18 protein-coding genes and 1 pseudogene are annotated in these 17,208 nt (G+C 37.2%); 10 read left to right on the top strand and 9 right to left on the bottom strand.

Translation table 11 applies throughout. The annotated features are described in order from the left end of the window. Positions 1–26: 26 nt before the first annotated feature. Both IGK82_RS05325 and IGK82_RS05330 read right to left on the bottom strand, forming a co-directional pair. Positions 27–557: a DUF5067 domain-containing protein gene (locus IGK82_RS05325; protein ID WP_002384665.1), complete on the bottom strand. Its 531-nt coding sequence runs from the start codon at positions 555–557 to the stop codon at positions 27–29. Positions 558–827: 270 nt separating this feature from the next. Then, positions 828–1,541: a GntR family transcriptional regulator gene (locus tag IGK82_RS05330; protein ID WP_002363775.1), complete on the bottom strand. Its 714-nt coding sequence runs from the start codon at positions 1,539–1,541 to the stop codon at positions 828–830. Between the two features lie 242 nt (positions 1,542–1,783). Between IGK82_RS05330 and IGK82_RS05335 the strand changes: the two genes are divergently transcribed. The 3 genes from IGK82_RS05335 to IGK82_RS05345 all read left to right on the top strand — a co-directional run bounded on the left by IGK82_RS05335 (position 1,784) and on the right by IGK82_RS05345 (position 5,223). Next, positions 1,784–3,217, top strand: coding sequence for a glycoside hydrolase family 1 protein (locus tag IGK82_RS05335; protein WP_002357890.1), 1,434 nt, complete (start codon positions 1,784–1,786; stop codon positions 3,215–3,217). A 24-nt stretch (positions 3,218–3,241) separates the two neighbouring features. Further along, entirely contained in the window at positions 3,242–4,291 is a 1,050-nt protein-coding gene (locus IGK82_RS05340) for an oxidoreductase (RefSeq protein ID WP_002391621.1), read from the top strand. A 473-nt stretch (positions 4,292–4,764) separates the two neighbouring features. Further along, positions 4,765–5,223 (top strand): DUF441 domain-containing protein, encoded by a 459-nt coding sequence (locus IGK82_RS05345; protein WP_002357887.1) that lies wholly within the window; start codon positions 4,765–4,767, stop codon positions 5,221–5,223. A 38-nt stretch (positions 5,224–5,261) separates the two neighbouring features. On the opposite strand, the gene IGK82_RS05350 is transcribed toward IGK82_RS05345, so the two are convergent. The 3 genes from IGK82_RS05350 to efbA form a co-directional block, all read right to left on the bottom strand. Then, on the bottom strand, positions 5,262–5,603 hold the full coding sequence (locus tag IGK82_RS05350) for an iron-sulfur cluster biosynthesis family protein (protein WP_002391631.1): 342 nt from the start codon (positions 5,601–5,603) through the stop codon (positions 5,262–5,264). Positions 5,604–5,676: 73 nt separating this feature from the next. After that, entirely contained in the window at positions 5,677–5,940 is a 264-nt protein-coding gene (locus IGK82_RS05355) for a hypothetical protein (RefSeq protein WP_002381957.1), read from the bottom strand. 155 nt (positions 5,941–6,095) lie between these two features. After that, a complete protein-coding gene (gene efbA, locus IGK82_RS05360; RefSeq protein ID WP_002391630.1) occupies positions 6,096–7,808 on the bottom strand; it encodes a fibronectin-binding protein EfbA in 1,713 nt (570 codons plus the stop codon). Between the two features lie 219 nt (positions 7,809–8,027). Between efbA and IGK82_RS05365 the strand changes: the two genes are divergently transcribed. Beyond that, positions 8,028–8,687, top strand: coding sequence for a hypothetical protein (locus tag IGK82_RS05365; protein WP_002386659.1), 660 nt, complete (start codon positions 8,028–8,030; stop codon positions 8,685–8,687). Between the two features lie 433 nt (positions 8,688–9,120). Here the strand turns inward: IGK82_RS05365 and IGK82_RS05370 are convergent. Next, positions 9,121–9,499, bottom strand: a pseudogene (locus IGK82_RS05370) (hypothetical protein). 88 nt (positions 9,500–9,587) lie between these two features. On the opposite strand from IGK82_RS05370, the gene trpX reads away from it, so the two are divergent. Genes trpX through IGK82_RS05385 form a run of 3 tightly spaced genes read left to right on the top strand, consistent with a single transcriptional unit; the run spans position 9,588 to position 12,253 of the window. Beyond that, positions 9,588–10,577: a tryptophan ABC transporter substrate-binding protein gene (gene trpX, locus IGK82_RS05375; protein WP_080005624.1), complete on the top strand. Its 990-nt coding sequence runs from the start codon at positions 9,588–9,590 to the stop codon at positions 10,575–10,577. A 24-nt stretch (positions 10,578–10,601) separates the two neighbouring features. Beyond that, positions 10,602–11,489 (top strand): ABC transporter permease, encoded by an 888-nt coding sequence (locus tag IGK82_RS05380; RefSeq protein WP_002408120.1) that lies wholly within the window; start codon positions 10,602–10,604, stop codon positions 11,487–11,489. Then, the gene (locus IGK82_RS05385; RefSeq protein ID WP_002357878.1) at positions 11,486–12,253 is read left to right on the top strand and encodes an ABC transporter ATP-binding protein; all 768 of its coding nucleotides are present in this window, start codon (positions 11,486–11,488) and stop codon (positions 12,251–12,253) included. The genes IGK82_RS05380 and IGK82_RS05385 overlap by 4 nt, the downstream gene beginning before the upstream one ends. A 30-nt stretch (positions 12,254–12,283) precedes the next feature. Here the strand turns inward: IGK82_RS05385 and IGK82_RS05390 are convergent, their stop codons facing one another. Together IGK82_RS05390 and IGK82_RS05395 are read right to left on the bottom strand one after the other, a co-directional pair. Continuing rightward, on the bottom strand, positions 12,284–12,745 hold the full coding sequence (locus IGK82_RS05390) for a threonine/serine exporter family protein (protein WP_002357877.1): 462 nt from the start codon (positions 12,743–12,745) through the stop codon (positions 12,284–12,286). Between the two features lie 11 nt (positions 12,746–12,756). Then, entirely contained in the window at positions 12,757–13,533 is a 777-nt protein-coding gene (locus tag IGK82_RS05395; protein WP_002378231.1) for a threonine/serine exporter family protein, read from the bottom strand. Positions 13,534–13,764: 231 nt separating this feature from the next. Between IGK82_RS05395 and IGK82_RS05400 the strand changes: the two genes are divergently transcribed. Then, positions 13,765–13,971, top strand: coding sequence for a hypothetical protein (locus IGK82_RS05400; protein WP_002357875.1), 207 nt, complete (start codon positions 13,765–13,767; stop codon positions 13,969–13,971). A gap of 17 nt (positions 13,972–13,988) precedes the next feature. Here IGK82_RS05400 and IGK82_RS05405 read toward each other — a convergent pair whose 3' ends face one another. Next, positions 13,989–14,768: a Cof-type HAD-IIB family hydrolase gene (locus tag IGK82_RS05405; protein ID WP_002363786.1), complete on the bottom strand. Its 780-nt coding sequence runs from the start codon at positions 14,766–14,768 to the stop codon at positions 13,989–13,991. A gap of 214 nt (positions 14,769–14,982) precedes the next feature. On the opposite strand from IGK82_RS05405, the gene IGK82_RS05410 reads away from it, so the two are divergent. Both IGK82_RS05410 and IGK82_RS05415 read left to right on the top strand, forming a co-directional pair. Further along, a complete protein-coding gene (locus IGK82_RS05410; protein WP_010709366.1) occupies positions 14,983–15,702 on the top strand; it encodes a response regulator transcription factor in 720 nt (239 codons plus the stop codon). Further along, the gene (locus tag IGK82_RS05415; protein ID WP_002357872.1) at positions 15,702–17,171 is read left to right on the top strand and encodes a sensor histidine kinase; all 1,470 of its coding nucleotides are present in this window, start codon (positions 15,702–15,704) and stop codon (positions 17,169–17,171) included. Before IGK82_RS05410 ends, IGK82_RS05415 begins: the two co-directional genes overlap by 1 nt. Positions 17,172–17,208 lie beyond the last annotated feature (37 nt).

A 17,208-nucleotide genomic window follows, 5' to 3' on the forward strand; every position in this document is an offset into this window, starting at 1 on the left:
AAAAGTTTGGTCCAATGCTAGCTAAGCTAGCGGACCAAACTTTTTTCTGTAATGGTAATTTCTTCTGATGCAATGGGTTCATCCAGACTGAGAAGGCGATCTCTAAATTTAAAATGGACCGGCTTGTTCTCATTAATAAATTCATACGGGTAAGCGCCTTGGATTGTTTCACCAGGATTGATTTCATCTGCTAAACGATCTAATTTGTCTTGGAAAGGTGAATCTGTTAAGACTGCATATTGTAAATTTTGGGCTTTTCCGTGGACAGTTTGACTAACTTCCATAAAACTTTGAATCATTAGCTGAATATTTTGTGTTTTTTCGGTTGTATTGGTTAATTCAAACAGGACATAAAACATTGGTTTGCCTTGATAATCTTTTCCTTTATGCAAGGCAGTTAAGGCTAAACGCCCATCTGGAACCAACAATGTTCGATTTTCATACGTCCCAATACTTGTCGCCAACACTTCATCAGGTGCGGGCGCACTTTGACTTGCTGGGCTGCCACTTACAGTTGAACAAGCACTTAATAAGGTACTTAGAACGAGTAAGCTCATTAAAATGTAGGGTTTCCTCATATAAAGTCCTCACTTTGGTTAATTGACTATGTAAAAAACAAATTGCTTGTATCTATATTAAAAAGAGTGCTACAAGCAATATTTTAATCGTAGTTCTAGTAAATAGCAATACTTTTATCAAAATTCATGTTTGGAAATATAATTTGAAAAATATTTTTAACTAGCAGAAAAACATTTCTAACAAAAAGTATTGGCTCAAAGTAAAGAGATCGTTTTGTTAGAAATGAGAAATGGCAACATAAAAGTTTTCTATTTTTCTGCAATTAAGACAGTTTCAAAAGTGAATTCACTAGGAATATGATTCGCAATTGAGTATTCAAAAATATGCCCATTGCCTAGGTAAGCAATTTGTTCTGCACGCATCAGGAAATCATTATCGGTTAAGTTTAAATATTTTTTTTCCAACGGAGAAGGACGAATCCCAGAAATGCTGACCCGCGCACTTTGAATTTTTTGATGCAATTGTTCCGAAATATATTGATAAATGGAGACTTTCAATTCTTTCATTGTCAAGTTCGGAATTAAAGCAACGGGCATCCAAGTGTATTCAATAATTGAGGGCACATCTTCGATAATCCGTAAACGAATAATTTTGTAGACTAACTCTTCTTCTGTAATACTTAATTTTTCAGTCACCCAAGGCTCAGGTACTTCTGTTGCAAAGCCTAAAACCACGGATTCAACTTTTCCATCGTAGGTTGAGTAAGTGCCGGTTAACGGAGAAAATTTAGTAATGGTTCGATTTTGAAAGTCTTGAACAAAGCTGCCCGAGCCACGTCGTCTGACAACATAACCTTCTTGCACAAGCAAATGTAAGGCTTTTGTAATGGTTAGTTCGCTGACTTGATATTTTTCTGCAAGAAGACGACCTTGGGGTAACTTTTGATTAATTGGATAAACACCTGCTTCAATATCCTGTTTTATAGCTGCATAAATTTCTTTATAACGTGTATTTGTCCGCATCAGAGTCCTCCTTTATCACCAGTATTTCTCTCATTATACCATGAATTTAACATGTTAAAACTATATATTTATTTTTAACGTAACCACTTAATAATCAAGTACTTAAATAAAAGTAGTTGACTTATTCTTTTTAAAACTATATAGTTTTAAAAGTAAACAGAAGAACTTATTGATCTGATTGGTACTTTTTGTGAAAACCTTTTACAATAAAAGGGTAGCACAGAAAAGAGGGAGGTATGACAATGGAACATCATCAACTAAAAGCATTTCCGCAAGATTTTTTATGGGGCTCTGCTTCGGCAGCTTATCAAGTAGAAGGTGCTTGGAATGAAGACGGCAAAGGCGCATCTGTTTGGGATGAATTTGTTCGGCTACCAGGAAAAACGTTCAAAGAGACAACTGGTGATTTAGCCGTCGATCATTATCATCGTTTCAAAGAAGATGTGGCTTTAATGAAACAACAAGGTTTAAAAGCATATCGTTTCTCGATTGCATGGACACGAATTTTACCTGAAGGGCGTGGTCAAGTAAATCAAGCGGGACTGAAATTTTATTCAGATTTAATTGATGAGTTATTAGCGGCAGGAATTGAACCAATGGTAACTTTGTATCATTGGGATTTGCCAGCTGTTTTGCAAAAAGAATATGGTGGCTGGGAATCAAGAAAAATTATTGCTGATTTTGTGGCCTATGCGAAAATTTTATTTGACGCTTTCCGTGGCAAAGTTCGCTATTGGATTAGTTTAAACGAACAAAATGTGTTTACTTCGTTAGGTTATCAATTAGCCGTGCATCCTCCCGGCGTAACAGACAATAAACGGATGTATGAGGCCAATCATATTGCTAATTTAGCCAATGCAGCAGTGATTAATGCGTTTCATGAATTAGAAATGCCTGGCAAAATTGGCCCTAGCTTTGCTTATACGCCTGTTTATGCCGTTGATGCGCATCCTGCCAATGTTTTAGCGGCTGAAAATGCAGAAGATTTGCTGTCGCATTTTTGGTTAGATGTCTATCTTTGGGGAGAATACCCAATTGCCGCATTAAATTACTTAAAGGAGCAAGGTGTGGCCCCAACGATAAAAGAGGGCGATTTAGCGTTACTACGTTCAGCCAAACCTGATTTTCTAGGTATTAATTATTATCGGACGGATACGGTTGCTGCTAATCCATTAGATGGCGTTGGAATAGGGAAGATGAATACAACGGGTGAAAAGGGGTCTGAAACGGAATCTGGGGTACCGGGTTTATTTAAAAAAGTAAATAATCCATATGTTGAACGAACGAACTGGGATTGGGCCATTGACCCGCAAGGTTTGAGAATTGCCTTACGACGATTAGCTAGTCGCTATCAAGTCCCTATTTTAATTACTGAAAATGGGTTAGGCGAATATGATACCTTAACAGAAGATAAACAAATTCATGATACGTATCGCATTGATTATTTGCGAAGCCATATCCAAGCGATTCAAGAGGCGATTACGGATGGCGTTTCAGTTATTGGTTATTGTACATGGAGTTACACCGATTTACTGTCGTGGCTCAACGGCTATCAAAAGCGTTATGGTTTTGTCTATGTGGATCAAGATGAAACACAAAAAGGTTCCTTAGAAAGAATCCCGAAAGACAGTTATTATTGGTATCAAAAAGTCATTGAAACAAATGGACTTATCTAATTATAAGAAAAGAGTGTGGAAAATATGACAGTAAAAATGGGGTTTATTGGATTTGGTAAAAGTGCCAACCGCTACCATTTACCTTACGTAATGATTCGAGAAACACTAGAAGTGAAAACGATTTTCGATTTACATGTTAATGAAAAAGCAGCAGCGCCCTTTAAAGAAAAAGGCGTAAATTTTACCACTGACCTTAATGAATTATTGACGGATCCAGAAATTGAATTGGTCACAATCTGTACGCCTGCGCATACACATTATGATTTAGCCAAACAAGCCATTTTAGCTGGTAAATCAGTGATTGTGGAAAAACCATTCTGTGATACGTTAGAACATGCAGAGGAATTATTTGCTTTAGGGCAAGAAAAAGGGGTAGTAGTGATGCCTTATCAAAATCGACGTTTCGACGGCGATTACCTAGCGATGAAGCAAGTAGTAGAGCAAGGCTTTTTAGGAGAAATCAATGAAGTGGAAACGCATATTGATTATTATCGACCAGGAAGTATCACGGAACAAGGACCTAAAGAAAATGGTTCGTTTTACGGACTAGGCATTCATTTAATGGATCGCATGATTGCTCTTTTCGGGCGTCCAGATCAAGTCACTTATGATATTCGTAATAATGAAGTGAGCGAGGCAGTCGATAATTATTTTGACGTTGATTTACATTATGGTTCAAAATTAAAAGTAAAAGTTAAAACGAATCATTCTGTCGCTAGTCCGTATCCACGTTTTATTGTTCATGGCAGCAATGGCTCGTTCATCAAATATGGCGAAGATCAACAAGAAAATGATTTAAAAGCCGGAATCATGCCGGATGCACCAGGCTTTGGAGAAGATTCACCAATGTATTATGGAGAAGTGACCTACCGTAATGGCAATGGCGACTGGATTAAAAAACAAATTAAAACGCCTGTAGGTGATTACGGTCGTTATTATGATGCCGTCTATGAAACGTTGAAAAATGGTGCACCGCAACTAGTAACTAAAGAGCAAGCATTAACTAACATCGAAATTTTAGAAGCAGGTTTTCTTAACCCAAGTCCAAGTGTTTATCATTTGAAAGAAAACTAAAGCGTATTTAAATGACTTGAAAAGCGCCTGCCCTACAGTCCAGACAACTGTGGGGCAGGCGCTTTTATTTATAAAGAGTTGTGAATTTTAATATAAGAAACGTATATTGTTAGTAAAAATAAAAAAAGGAAAGACATCTTAGTAGCACTACTTCCCCAAGAATTGCTACTAAAATGTCTTTTGTGATGCTCGCTCAATTGAAGAGCCTTAAATAGGATATCGAATATCCAGTATAAATGCAAGTAAACTACTTTATAGTTAATATTAGTATACTTCATAAAATAATTTTTCAAAGAGAAAAAGGCTTGTTATGAGAAAAAATTAATTTTTAACTCGTTTTTTCTAAGCAAGATTCAGGTGAAAAAGACAATAATTACTGAAGCTGAATGGTAATTAAAGAGGTTCTTTGCTAAAATAGGAAAGACAAGAAAGTTTGGTTAACGAAAGAACCAAATCAGAAAGGAGGACAACCAGTGGAAAGTTGGCTTTTTTTACTACTGATTGCCTTGATTGCGTTTGTTGCAAAAAATCAAAGTTTATTAATTGCGTCAGTTGTTGTGCTTGCTTTAAAAGCTTTACCAAATAGTGCGAAAATCATGTCGTGGTTGTCAGATAAAGGCATTAATTTAGGCGTCACAATTATTTCAATTACCATTTTAGTCCCGATTGCTACAGGACAAATTGGCTTAAAGGATTTAATCCAATCATTCAAAACACCGATGGGATGGCTGGGGATACTTTGTGGAATTCTGGTGGCTGTTTTATCCTCAAAAGGAGTAGGTTTAATTAATCAATCGCCTGAGATTACGGTGGCCTTAGTTTTTGGAACGATTCTTGGCGTCGTTTTTTTAAAAGGAATTGCAGCTGGTCCGATTATTGCATCGGGGATGATGTACGTAATCATTACTACCTTTCAAGCCTTTCAACACTAAAAAAGCAAACAAAACGCGTAAACGTTTTGTTTGCTTTTTTAGTGTTGATAAATGTCCACATTACTATCTAATATGCCACTTTCATTTTTTAAAGTAATGGTTCCCGCATTCGGATGAATCACTAGCTGTAAATGCCCTGTTAAAAACATTTGGTCATACGTCGAAGTATAGACGTGAAAAGAATCATTAGCAATTGTTTCGGTATAAGGCGCTTCTGCTTGATCAACAGGAACGATAATGAAACGATCGCCAATCATACAACAACCTTCTGCGGAAGAATAAGGATTAGAGCCGTCATTTGCTACCAACAAGAAGGTGTTCGTTTCAGTTAAGAAAGGGGCTAAACGTTGTTTTACTTCTTCAGAAATAGTCAGAGACATTTGCCTCACTCCTTTAAATAGTATGTAAAAGGAAGAGGGTAGCTTGTCGCTATGCCGCTCTTCAAAGGTTTTGTTATTTGCTTGTTTCTTTACTGCTTTTTTTGAAAAGAGCAATAGAAAAGGCGACAACTAAGACAACTGTTGCAGCTAAAACAAATGGATTTTTTGTTGCTGATGTGAACCCTAGGACTGTTGAACCAATCGCACCTACGTAAGATAAAATAATCGCTGCTTTCTTTGGTGTTGAAAGTTCTGTAAAGCTATCGCGGAAGGCGACACCTAAACCTAAAGCGCCAATAAAGGCAAACATCCCAAAAATAATGTGTAAAAAGACCATGAATTTCACCTCCAACAGTCAGTATAGAGAGAAATAGCTAGTTTGTAAACTAATTGAGCTTACTTGTGTTATTTATCACTTGATAAATGTCTTTGCCAATGCAAAAAAACAACGTACGATCAATCGGCAGTACGTTGTTTTTTAGTTTAATATAATTAGGAAGCAGAAGCCTTATTTTGCTGGATTTTTTTGATCGATTCTTCTGTTGGCGTCACATATAACGTTCGTTGGTTTTCATAAATCACATAACCTGGTTTTGCTCCATTGGGTTTATGCACATGTTTTACTTGGACATAGTCAACAGGCACTTGTGAAGAAAGTCGATATTTTGAAAAATAAGCTGCTAGAAGTGCGGCTTCAGTAAGGGTTTCTTCGCTAGGATGTGCGTCACGAATAATTACATGAGATCCAGGAATATCTTTGGCATGGAGCCAATAATCAGTTTTTTTAGCGGTTCGTAAAGTCAATTGATCATTTTGCAAATTGTTTTTTCCAACGAGAATAGGTGTGCCATCTGTGGCATAAAAAAGATCGGGTTGGCTTTTTTTCGGCTGTTTTTGTTTTTTATTTTTTTTTCGTTTTAAATAGCCTTGCTCAATCAGTTCTTCACGAATCACTTCAATGTCCATTGGTGTCGCAATTTCAAGTTGTGCCACAACTGACTCTAAATAAGAAATTTCTTGTTGCGTTTGCTGAATTTGTGTCTTAACAACTCGAACAGCATTTTTCAATTTTTGGTATTTTTGAAAATATTTTTGTGCATTTTGATTAGGTGAAAGTGCAGGATTTAGCGAGATACGCAACGGTGCATTTTCTTCATAATAATTTGGTAATTCCACCTCGGTGGCTCCTTTTGGGACTTGTGCCATGAAGGTTGTTAATAGTTCTCCGTCGCGACGGTAATTTTCAGCGTTTTCTGTATCGGCTAAGGTTTGTTGTAATTTTTTAAGTTTCTTTTGATTTCTTTTTAGTTCATTTTCAATTTTGCGAATTAGTTCGCCGCCTTGTTGTTTGACACGGTCTTTCTCTGCTTTACCAGAATAAAAGGCATCTAGTAATTCACTGAGTGTCGGATACGTTGTTTGTTCACCAACTAATGATTGATAAGGAATGGGCGTAAAATATTCTTTTTTTTCAGTGACGGTTAATGTCGGTACAACAGCTTCAGTGACTGAGGACCAAAATTCTGTCCAGATGGCCATTTTTTCATTTGGTTGTGCAAGTAAACGGGCACTTAATTCGTCTGCTGTATCTTTGCCTAGACCTTGGAAATGTTGTTGTAAATAGCGTCCGTTTAATTCAGGAGCTGTAGAAAGAAGCGCAAAGACTTCTTCTTTTGCGGCCGTGAGCGGATTAAGCCCCATTGGTTTTGGCGGTTCAATATAAGTTGCTCCAGGAAGCAACGAACGATAACTATTTTGGCTCATTCCAATGTGTTTTATCGCATCTAAGATTTTTCCAGAAGATTGGTTAACTAAAACGATTGTACTGTGACGTCCCATTAATTCAACAATCAAAACAATATTTTGTAAGTCACCTAGTTCATCTCTTTTTGAAAAGGTGAAGTGAATCACGCGATCATTTTCTATTTGTTGAATCGTTTCTAAAATGGCACCGTCCAGAAATTTTCGTAACATCATCACAAAATTAGGAGGTGTTTCCGGATTGCTATAGGTAATTGTAGATAGTTGTATGCGCGCATAACTAGGATGTGCTGATAATAATAATTTATGGTTTTTACCTTTCGCACGAATGACTAAAACGACTTCGTTTTCATAAGGCTGATGGATTTTTGAAATCCGGCCACTTACGAGTGTTTCTGTCAACTCATGAACCATGCTATGAGTAAATACGCCATCAAATGACATAATAAATCCCTCGTTTCTTTCCGACTAATAGCTTTATTATAGCGGAGTTTTTGAATTTAAGAAAGAAGCTTGTTAAAAAGGAGTTGGGTTTTCCTTAGAAAGCTGGGGAAGTTTGCTGGTTTTTTTAGTAATTAAAGCGCAAGGGTAGGCAAGAAAGAAAATGATTAGTATAATAGATAAGAACTAAAAGCGAGGAGCGATTAGAAGTTGAATAATTTTATGGAAGAACTAAAAGAGGCACTTTATGAATTAAGACAAAGAAAACTGTTAATGATTACCGCTATTGTAGCATTAGTATTAATAATTGGCTCAATCATTTTTATTCCAACGATGCAAAAAAATATTCGAGCTGCTCAAGTTGAATCGTTAGTCGCAGGACCCATCAAATCAGAGAAAGTCAGTGTCTTAGATTACAAAACAGCAGACAAGAAAATCCAAGAAACAGGAGCCATGTCAGTCATGTTTGCTAAACCATCTGGCAAGCAATACGATCAAATGGTGAAGCTGTTTAATTCAGATAAAATGAATGAATTTCATCGTTCGCTGTATATCTATCCGTTAATTTATAATGCTGGCAAAGCACAAGAGCAATACAATGTTAGCGGCGATGAGATCACGCTTGTTTTCTTTGAAAACGGCAAAGAAAAGACACGGACGGTTGTCGAAAAATCTATGGATTTAAAAACACAATTAATACCAGAATTAAATCGATTACCAATGGCTGGCGTTTTGAAAGACCAGCAAAAAGCGGCGCAAGAAGCTGAAAAAGAAGCAGCAAAGACCGCTGAAACACAGACGACGACCAGCACGACTGGCGTTGCTCAATCTACTGAAACGACGACAGAAAGTACTGATACAGTACCAGAAACTGGTGAATAATAGTTAGCTATGTTAAACTTAGATTGTAGAAAGTTTTAAGGAACTAGAAAGAGGGGATTTTCGATGGCATTAGTAATTTCAATGACGATTTTAGTAAGTTTATGGCTGATTCAATCGCAAAAACAAGCAGTTAAAGTTCCCGTGAAAATTGAAAGAAACCGAAACAATTAAGTGGTAAATATGCTAAAATAAAGAAAAACGAGCCTCTCATAAGAGTGGCTCGTTTTTTAGAAGTAAAAGAAATGCAAGAAAATAAAAACTTTTTCTTGACGAACAAAATCAATATAGTGTAGACTACCTTTAACAACATAACTAGGAGGGAAAATACATGACACAATTATCTAACGTAAAAGAAATGCACCAATCATGGCAAAACTGGCGTAGATAGTTGTATGTATGATTCTTTCATAGATACAACTTTAGAAGACTTATTCTAAAAAGTGTATCTATGCTGGTTATATTCAAGAAGAAAAAACGACCACATAGAGGACCCATCTATGTGGTTTTTGTTTTGCATAAAAACAACGACCACTCCTAAACACTTAGGATAAGTCGTTGTTTTTTTGCTACGAATCACTACGATTGGCACGAAGTGACAGAGTAGATGCAGGCTGCGCATACTCGCCGCAGTTTGGCCTTCAAGAGTGATGAGTAGTACAAGGTGAACGAAGAGAACGTTGTCCCATTCGTAGAAAAAGTACTCCTGCGATTCTCACCAAAATTGCGATCCTCGTCGCAGCTAAATCCTGACATTTGTAAAAAAGTGTTCCTAGGATTTTGACTAAGCAGAGGATTACGAATCTCAGTTTCACTTTCAACGGAAGAAACGCCCTATAGATAATGGTTTTATTATTAAAAAGAAAAAGTTGCCAAACAAAAGGGCAGTTAGGAGAATGCAAAATGAAAAATAAACGTTTAACGTTTGTCGTGTCTTTATTAGCTATTTATTTAATTGGTGCTTTTTTTGTGAATCAAAAAGTGACGAATTCAAAGAAAGAAACAGTTACTGTAGGGGTTCTGCAGTTTGTCAGTCACCCCGCATTGGATGAAATTTATAAAGGTGTTGAGGAAGGGTTAAAGGAAAATGGCTATGACAAAGACAAAAACTTAGAAATTATTTTTCAAAATGGTCAAGCCGACCAGAGTAAGTTAGCAATCATGAGTCAACAATTAGTACAAAAAAAGGCAGACGTTTTAATTGGTATCGCCACGCCAGCTGCGCAAGCGTTAGCCAACACTACCCAAGAAATCCCAATCATTTTAGGCGCCATTACGGACCCTGTTAGTGCAGGATTGGTGAAAGACAATCAAAAGCCAGGCGGTAACATCACGGGTGTTAGTGATCAATCACCTTTGTCAGCCCAGATGGATTTACTAAAAGAATTGATACCAGCTGCCAAAAAAATAGGTATTCTCTATGCTTCCTCAGAAGAAAACTCTCGATACCAAGTAGCTGAAGCGCAGAAAGCAGCTGAAGCCAAAGGATTGACAGTGAAAACATATGCTGTGCCATCAAGTAATGAAATTGCACAAACGGTTCAAGTGATGACTAAGGAAACAGATGTGATTTATATACCAACTGATAATACGATTGCTAATGCCATGCAAACGGTAGTCGGAGAAGCAAATCGAACCAAGACGCCGATTATTCCTTCGGTGGATACAATGGTAGAACAAGGCGGTTTAGCAACTGTAGGGATTAATCAATATGCATTGGGGGTACAAGCCGGCAAAATGGCAGCAGAGGTTCTGTCTGGAAAAAGTCAACCAGCAACTACACCCATTTATACCTTTAATACAGGCGACACAATTATCAATGAAAAACAAGCTCAAAAGTTAGGAATTACGATTCCCGCAGAGTTAGCAAAAAAATCGAAATTGATTAACTAATTATCAAAGAAAGTAGGAGAAGCGATGATTGTTTCAGCAATTGGACAAGGAATGTTATGGGCCTTGTTAGGACTAGGTATTTTTATGACTTATCGTATTTTAAATTTTCCAGATATGACCACAGAAGGTTCATTTCCGTTAGGAGGGGCGGTTTGTGTAACTGCCATTACAACAGGGGTTTCACCATTTGTAGCGACTCTTTTAGGGGTCGGAGCAGGAATGCTTGCCGGTTTAGTGACTGGTTTACTATTTACAAAAGGAAAAATTCCAATTATTTTAGCAGGAATTTTAGTGATGTCTGGTTTAAATTCCGTGATTTTATTTGTGATGAAATCGCCAAATAAGTCTTTATTAAATCAACCGAAGATTCAAGATGTTTTTCAAAAAATGGCCTTACCAGATTATTATGATACTATTTTTTTAGGGATTAGTGTTTTGGCTGTGGTAATGATTTTACTGTTATTTTTCTTTAACACTAGTTTAGGACAAGCCTATATTGCGACAGGTGACAATGAAGAAATGGCTCGCTCGATAGGCATTCAAACGGATCGCATGAAAATTTTAGGATTGGTTTTATCGAATGGCTTGATTGGCTTATCTGGCGCTTTGATTGCTCAAAATGATGGATATGCGGATGTAAGTAAAGGAACAGGTGTCATTGTGATTGGCTTGGCTTCACTCATTATTGGTGAAGTACTGTTTGGAGAATTAACGTTTGGTGAACGGCTGATGGCGATTGTTGTAGGGAGTATTATTTATCAACTATTGATTTTATTAGTGATTAAATTAGGCTTTGATACGACGTATTTGAAAATCTTCTCAGCAGTGATTTTAGCAATCTGTTTAATGATCCCACAATTGAAAAAAGCATTACGACTACACGGCTTTTCTGATAAGGAGGGAACGAAATGAAACCAGTTGTTGAATTAAAAAATGCGACAAAAATCATTGATAATGGGATGAATGAAAAAAAAGTGATTTTGGATCATGTGAACTTAGCCATTTATCCTGGGGACTTCATTACTGTTTTAGGTGGAAATGGCGCAGGTAAGAGTACGCTATTCAATAGTTTAGCAGGAACTTTGACACTAACAGAAGGACAATTTTTAATTGAAGGAGTCAATCGCACCAATCTTTCTGAAGTCAAACGGGCTAAATCTCTAGCGCGTGTTTTTCAAGATCCTAAAATGGGGACAGCACCAAGAATGACCGTGGCAGAAAATTTATTGCTTGCCATGAAACGCGGACAAAAACGTCCCTTAACATTACGGAAGATAAATGAGCAACGCGCCTTGTTTACAAAAATCTGTCAAGAAGTTGGCAATGGCTTGGAAAATCATCTGGATACACCGACAGGTAACCTTTCTGGCGGTCAACGCCAAGCCTTAAGTTTATTAATGGCCACTATCACAAAACCAGAATTATTACTTTTAGATGAACATACTGCTGCCTTAGATCCCAAAACATCCAAGCAGTTGATGCACTTAACGGAACAACGGATTGAAGAAGGGAACTTAACTTGTTTGATGATTACCCATCGAATGGAAGATGCTTTACGATATGGCAATCGTTTAATTGTTTTACAAAAAGGTAAAATTGTTCAAGATTTAAACGCTGCTGAAAAAGCACAATTAACGCTACAAGATTTATTGCTGTTCTTTGAAGAAGTAGAATAAAAAACAAGCTCGTTTTCTGAGCTTGTTTTTTTATTTTTTGACCAATCGGAAGAGTCGCTTGGGGAAAAAACGTTTGACAATTCGTTCCAGTAGCGAGGTCACCATAAAGCCCGCTGCGATAGCTGCAGCAGTAAAGACAACTTTTAAAATCAACTGCAAACCGTCATCAATATTTCCTAACAAAATGCTCCGAACTGCTTGATAGGCAGGGCCTCCTGGCACTAAAGGAACCAAACTCGGAATATAAAAAATAATCATCGGCATTTTTTTGTAACGGGAAAAAAAGATACTAGCGATTCCTAACCCGACCGTTCCTAAAAAGTTTGCAAAGGTTTGACTAGCATCAAAAGTTTGCGTTAAGACATAATAAATCATCCAGCCTGTCATGCCAGTAATGCCACAAGCCACCAGTGCTTTACGAGGAATGTTCGTAATAATACCAAACGTCACAGTCGCTAAAAAACTAAAGAGAAGATGAAAAATTAGTTCCATTTGAACACTCCTTACATAAATAATTTAAAAATCAAGGCAATTCCCAGGCCAACAGACCCAGCAATAAAAATAGCTTCTGTCCCTCGCGCCGTCCCGCTGATGAGGTGGCCCGCTAAAATGTCGCGAAAAGAGTTCGTAATCGCCACACCTGGAACTAACGGCATTACCGCACCAATAATAATATTATCGATGTTGACCGCTAAGTGAAAATGCACAGCCAAATAGGCCAACAAACCAATGACAAAAGCGGCTGCGAATGAATCGAGGTAAGGAACTTGGAATAACTTTTGGGTAAAAAGATAACTGGCATACCCAATCACGCCAACAAAAAAAGTTGCAATAAAATCTTGCCAAGTGCCACCAAAAATGTACATTAACGTACAACTAACAATCCCGGCTGCTAACAAGCGTAACGAAATTGAAAAAGTGGGGGTATCTGTTTCTAATAGAGTTAAGCGCTGATAAAGCTCTGGCAAAGTAATCTCTTTTTGCGCAAATTCTCTTGATAATTGATTGACAAGGCTAACTTTTTCCAAATTAATCGAGCGCTGGGGGATGTTTTCTAATTGCGTATAATTACTGGAACGAAAGCCCACGAAAATCCCTGTAGCCGTCGTGTAACAAACGCTCTCTGGCTCGCCAGCATTTGCAGCAATCCGAGTAATTGTATCTTCGGTTCTATATACTTCAGATCCGCTTTCCAGCATAATTTTTCCAGCTAAAATGCATGTATCAATAATTAATTGTTTTCTTTTTTCGCTATTAACCAAAGGAATGGCTCCTTTCATTTCGAGTTCACTTTTAGTGTATCATTTTTTTTAAGAACTGTACGCAATTTAAAACAGAGATAGAAAAAAAGTGTGATTTTTTACAAAAATGAAACGAATCTTAAGAATAAATGAAAACAAATAAGGAATTAGTAAAAATTATGGCTTAGTTGTAAGAATCTAGGATCTTTCCTTGCATTTTAGTAGGAAACATCCTATCCTAAACATAGAAAAACAAAGGGGTCAATAAAAATGGACAACCAATGGTTACTCTACGGAATTAGCAGTGTCGTATTAATTATTTTAATCAGAAGAACAATCCTATCAGGAAACATCGTATTAAGTTGTTTGTTGGGAGCGATTTTGCTGATTCAAGTAGTGGGAGTAGCTCTCTGTGCACAGCAGAAAAAGAAAAATGAACATACAAAAGAACTACCTTCTTCTAAAGTACATCAATAGAAGAAGGTAGTTTTCTCTTATAGTAAATCAAATTTTTTCAAGCCATTAACAATGCCATTCTCAGTATTTTTAGTTGAAATAAAGGTGGCTTTTTCTTTTAGTTCTTCTCGCGCATTACCCATGGCAATTCCATAATCACAGGCCTCAAACAGCGCCAAATCATTGATGCCATCACCAAAGGCATAAGTCGGAATGCCGTTTAATCCCAAGGTGTTAAAAAGATTTTTGACACCAGAGCCTTTAGAAACCCCTTTACGAACAATATCTATTGAAAAAGGACCATTGCGATAAAAGGTCAATTCAGGAAACCGCTCATAGTAATATTCATCATCATCGCCATGTTGACTTAAGACTAACATCATGTTGACGGCATCATTCTCATAACCTGTGGGATCAATTTCTGGAACAGCTGAATGAATATAATCATAGGCTTGTTTCACTGTGCCAGTATGCCCTGTACAAAAAATACGGCGCTCATTGTAAAAAGCCAATTCATGACCACGCTGTTTGACATGTTCATGCAGTGAAACACATTCCTCTGTTGTAAATTCATCTGAATAAATCGTCTTTCCTTCATAATGAATAAATTGCCCGTTCATTACAATCGCTGAGTCAATACCACTGGCTTTCATGATTGGCTGAATCTCACACAAGGTCCGTCCTGTCGCAATTAAAGGTAAAATTTGATTGTCTTTCAAGGCCGCCACTGCTGCGGTAATCTCAGGAGTTATTTGCGATGTTCCATCTAACAAAGTTCCATCTAAATCAAAAAAAGTAATAGCTTTCATTTTATCCATACCCTAACATCCTCTCTACGCTTGTTATTTTAACAAACTTTTCTGAAAAGACAATGGGTTCCTTTCGTTTTCTTTAAAAGAGCAGGAAAAAAAGTGATTTTTGATGGTTCTGTAAAGGATTTTTGAAGAAATATAGAATCGGTTGGTACAAATTCAATTTTAGAGTATACTACAATAGAGCAGTTTTATGAAAAGTGAATAAGGAGTGAATGAAATGAATATATTAATGATTGAAGACAATGAATCCGTCTCAGAAATGATGCAAATGTTTTTCTTAAATGAAGGGTGGGAAGCTACCTTTAAAGATGATGGCAAAGAAGGATTGACGACTTTTCTTGCTTCGCCAGAAAAATGGGACATGATTACGTTAGACTTAAACTTACCTAGTATGGATGGGATGGCTGTTTGTCGTGAAATTCGCAAAGTTTCAGCCAATGTTCCCATTATTATGTTGACCGCTCGTGATTCTGAAAGTGACCAAGTAATTGGCCTTGAAATGGGTGCGGATGATTATGTGACAAAACCATTTAGTCCATTAACTTTGATTGCACGGATGAAAGCTCTACATCGTCGTGCCGAGGTGGCAGAGGCTGCGCATGATACGTCTGAGAATACAGATGAAACGTTTGATGTGATTACGGATCATTTTAAAATGAATACGAAAACACGAGAAACATATTTAGATAATCAATTAATTGAAGGCTTAACACCTAAAGAATTTGATTTGCTATACACTTTAGCAAAAAAACCACGCCAAGTCTTTTCACGCGAACAATTACTAGAATTGGTTTGGGACTATCAATACTTTGGCGATGAACGGACAGTTGATGCCCATATCAAAAAATTACGACAAAAAATTGAAAAAGTAGGTCCTCAAGTCATCCAAACGGTTTGGGGCGTAGGGTATAAATTCGACGATTCAGGTGTTGCTTAATGAAGTATTTGTATCAACAATTACTTGCTTTTATAGGTGTGATCGCTCTGATTATTCTCATTGTCGGAACGTCTTTCACACAATTGACCAAGCGCACAATGCAAGAAAATAACTATGAACAGCTATATGGTTATGCAGAATCGGCTTTAGAAACACGTGACTTTTTTATTAATGTCGCAGGCGTTTCGGATCGAGATGTTTTATCCTATTCATTTCAGTTGACTGAACGTGTACTCCAGAAGCAAGATGTGCAATTTGTGTTTATTAACAAGGACCGCGAAGTGCAGTACCCACCAGTTGATAGCACAAAAAAATTAGACTTTTCCTTAATCGATAAAAATTGGGATCAAATCATGAAAGGCAATCGTGTTTATGCAACAGAAAACATTGATATTTATGGGGCCCGAAATACTTCGTCCTATGTAATGTTACCGGTGTATGCATCAAATCAGTCTTCTGATAAAAAAGTGATTATTGGTTCACTCGTTATTACACAACCTGCCAAAAACGTTGACCGAAGTGTTCAGTCCGTGACACAAAACTTGATTAAAGGCTTTATTTTTTCTGGTGTGATTGCCTTGTTACTAAGTTATCTATTTGCGACTTTCCAAGTGAAACGAATTAATCGGATGCGTAAAGCCACCAAAGAAATCACTAGTGGAAATTTTGATATTCAATTACCGGTTCATGACAAAGATGAATTTGATGACCTAGCAGAAGATTTTAATAAAATGGCCGCGTCTTTAAAAGAATCACAAGAAGAAATCAATCGGCAAGAAGAGCGCCGTCGTCAATTTATGGCGGATGCCTCTCATGAAATGCGGACGCCTTTAACAACTATTAATGGCTTGTTAGAGGGATTGCAGTATAATGCTATTCCTGAAAATCAAAAAGAGAATGCGATTAAACTGATGCAAAATGAGACCGCTCGCTTGATTCGCTTAGTCAATGAAAATCTTGATTATGAAAAAATTCGGACCAACCAGATTCAAATTGTTGTGAAGAAGTTCAACGGAACAGAAGCTTTAGAAAATATTGTGACTCAACTAACGGCCAAAGCTGAAGCCGCCGGTAATCAATTGTATTTAGACACCACCGAACCAATTGATGTGTATGCCGATTATGATCGTTTCGTGCAAGTGGTTGTCAATATTGTTCAAAATGCCATCCAATTTACTGAAAATGGCGAAATTCATATTGCTTTAGAAAAAGGCTATTTAGAAACCATTGTCCGTATTTCTGATACAGGAATTGGCATGACGGAAGAACAAATTCTGAATATCTGGGATCGTTATTACAAAGTAGATCCATCCCGTAAAAATACGAAATATGGAGAATCAGGATTAGGCTTACCAATCGTTCAACAATTGGTCCGCTTGCATAAAGGAAAAATCAATGTTGAGAGTGAACTTGGTAAAGGCACCACGTTTATTATTTCATTTCCTGATGTTGAAATCACTGAAAACTAAAGAAAACGTCTGGTCACAATCAGTGCCAGACGTTTTT

This window comes from Enterococcus sp. AZ197 (assembly GCF_050556405.1).
GTDB classification, from domain to species: Bacteria; Bacillota; Bacilli; order Lactobacillales; family Enterococcaceae; genus Enterococcus; species Enterococcus faecalis.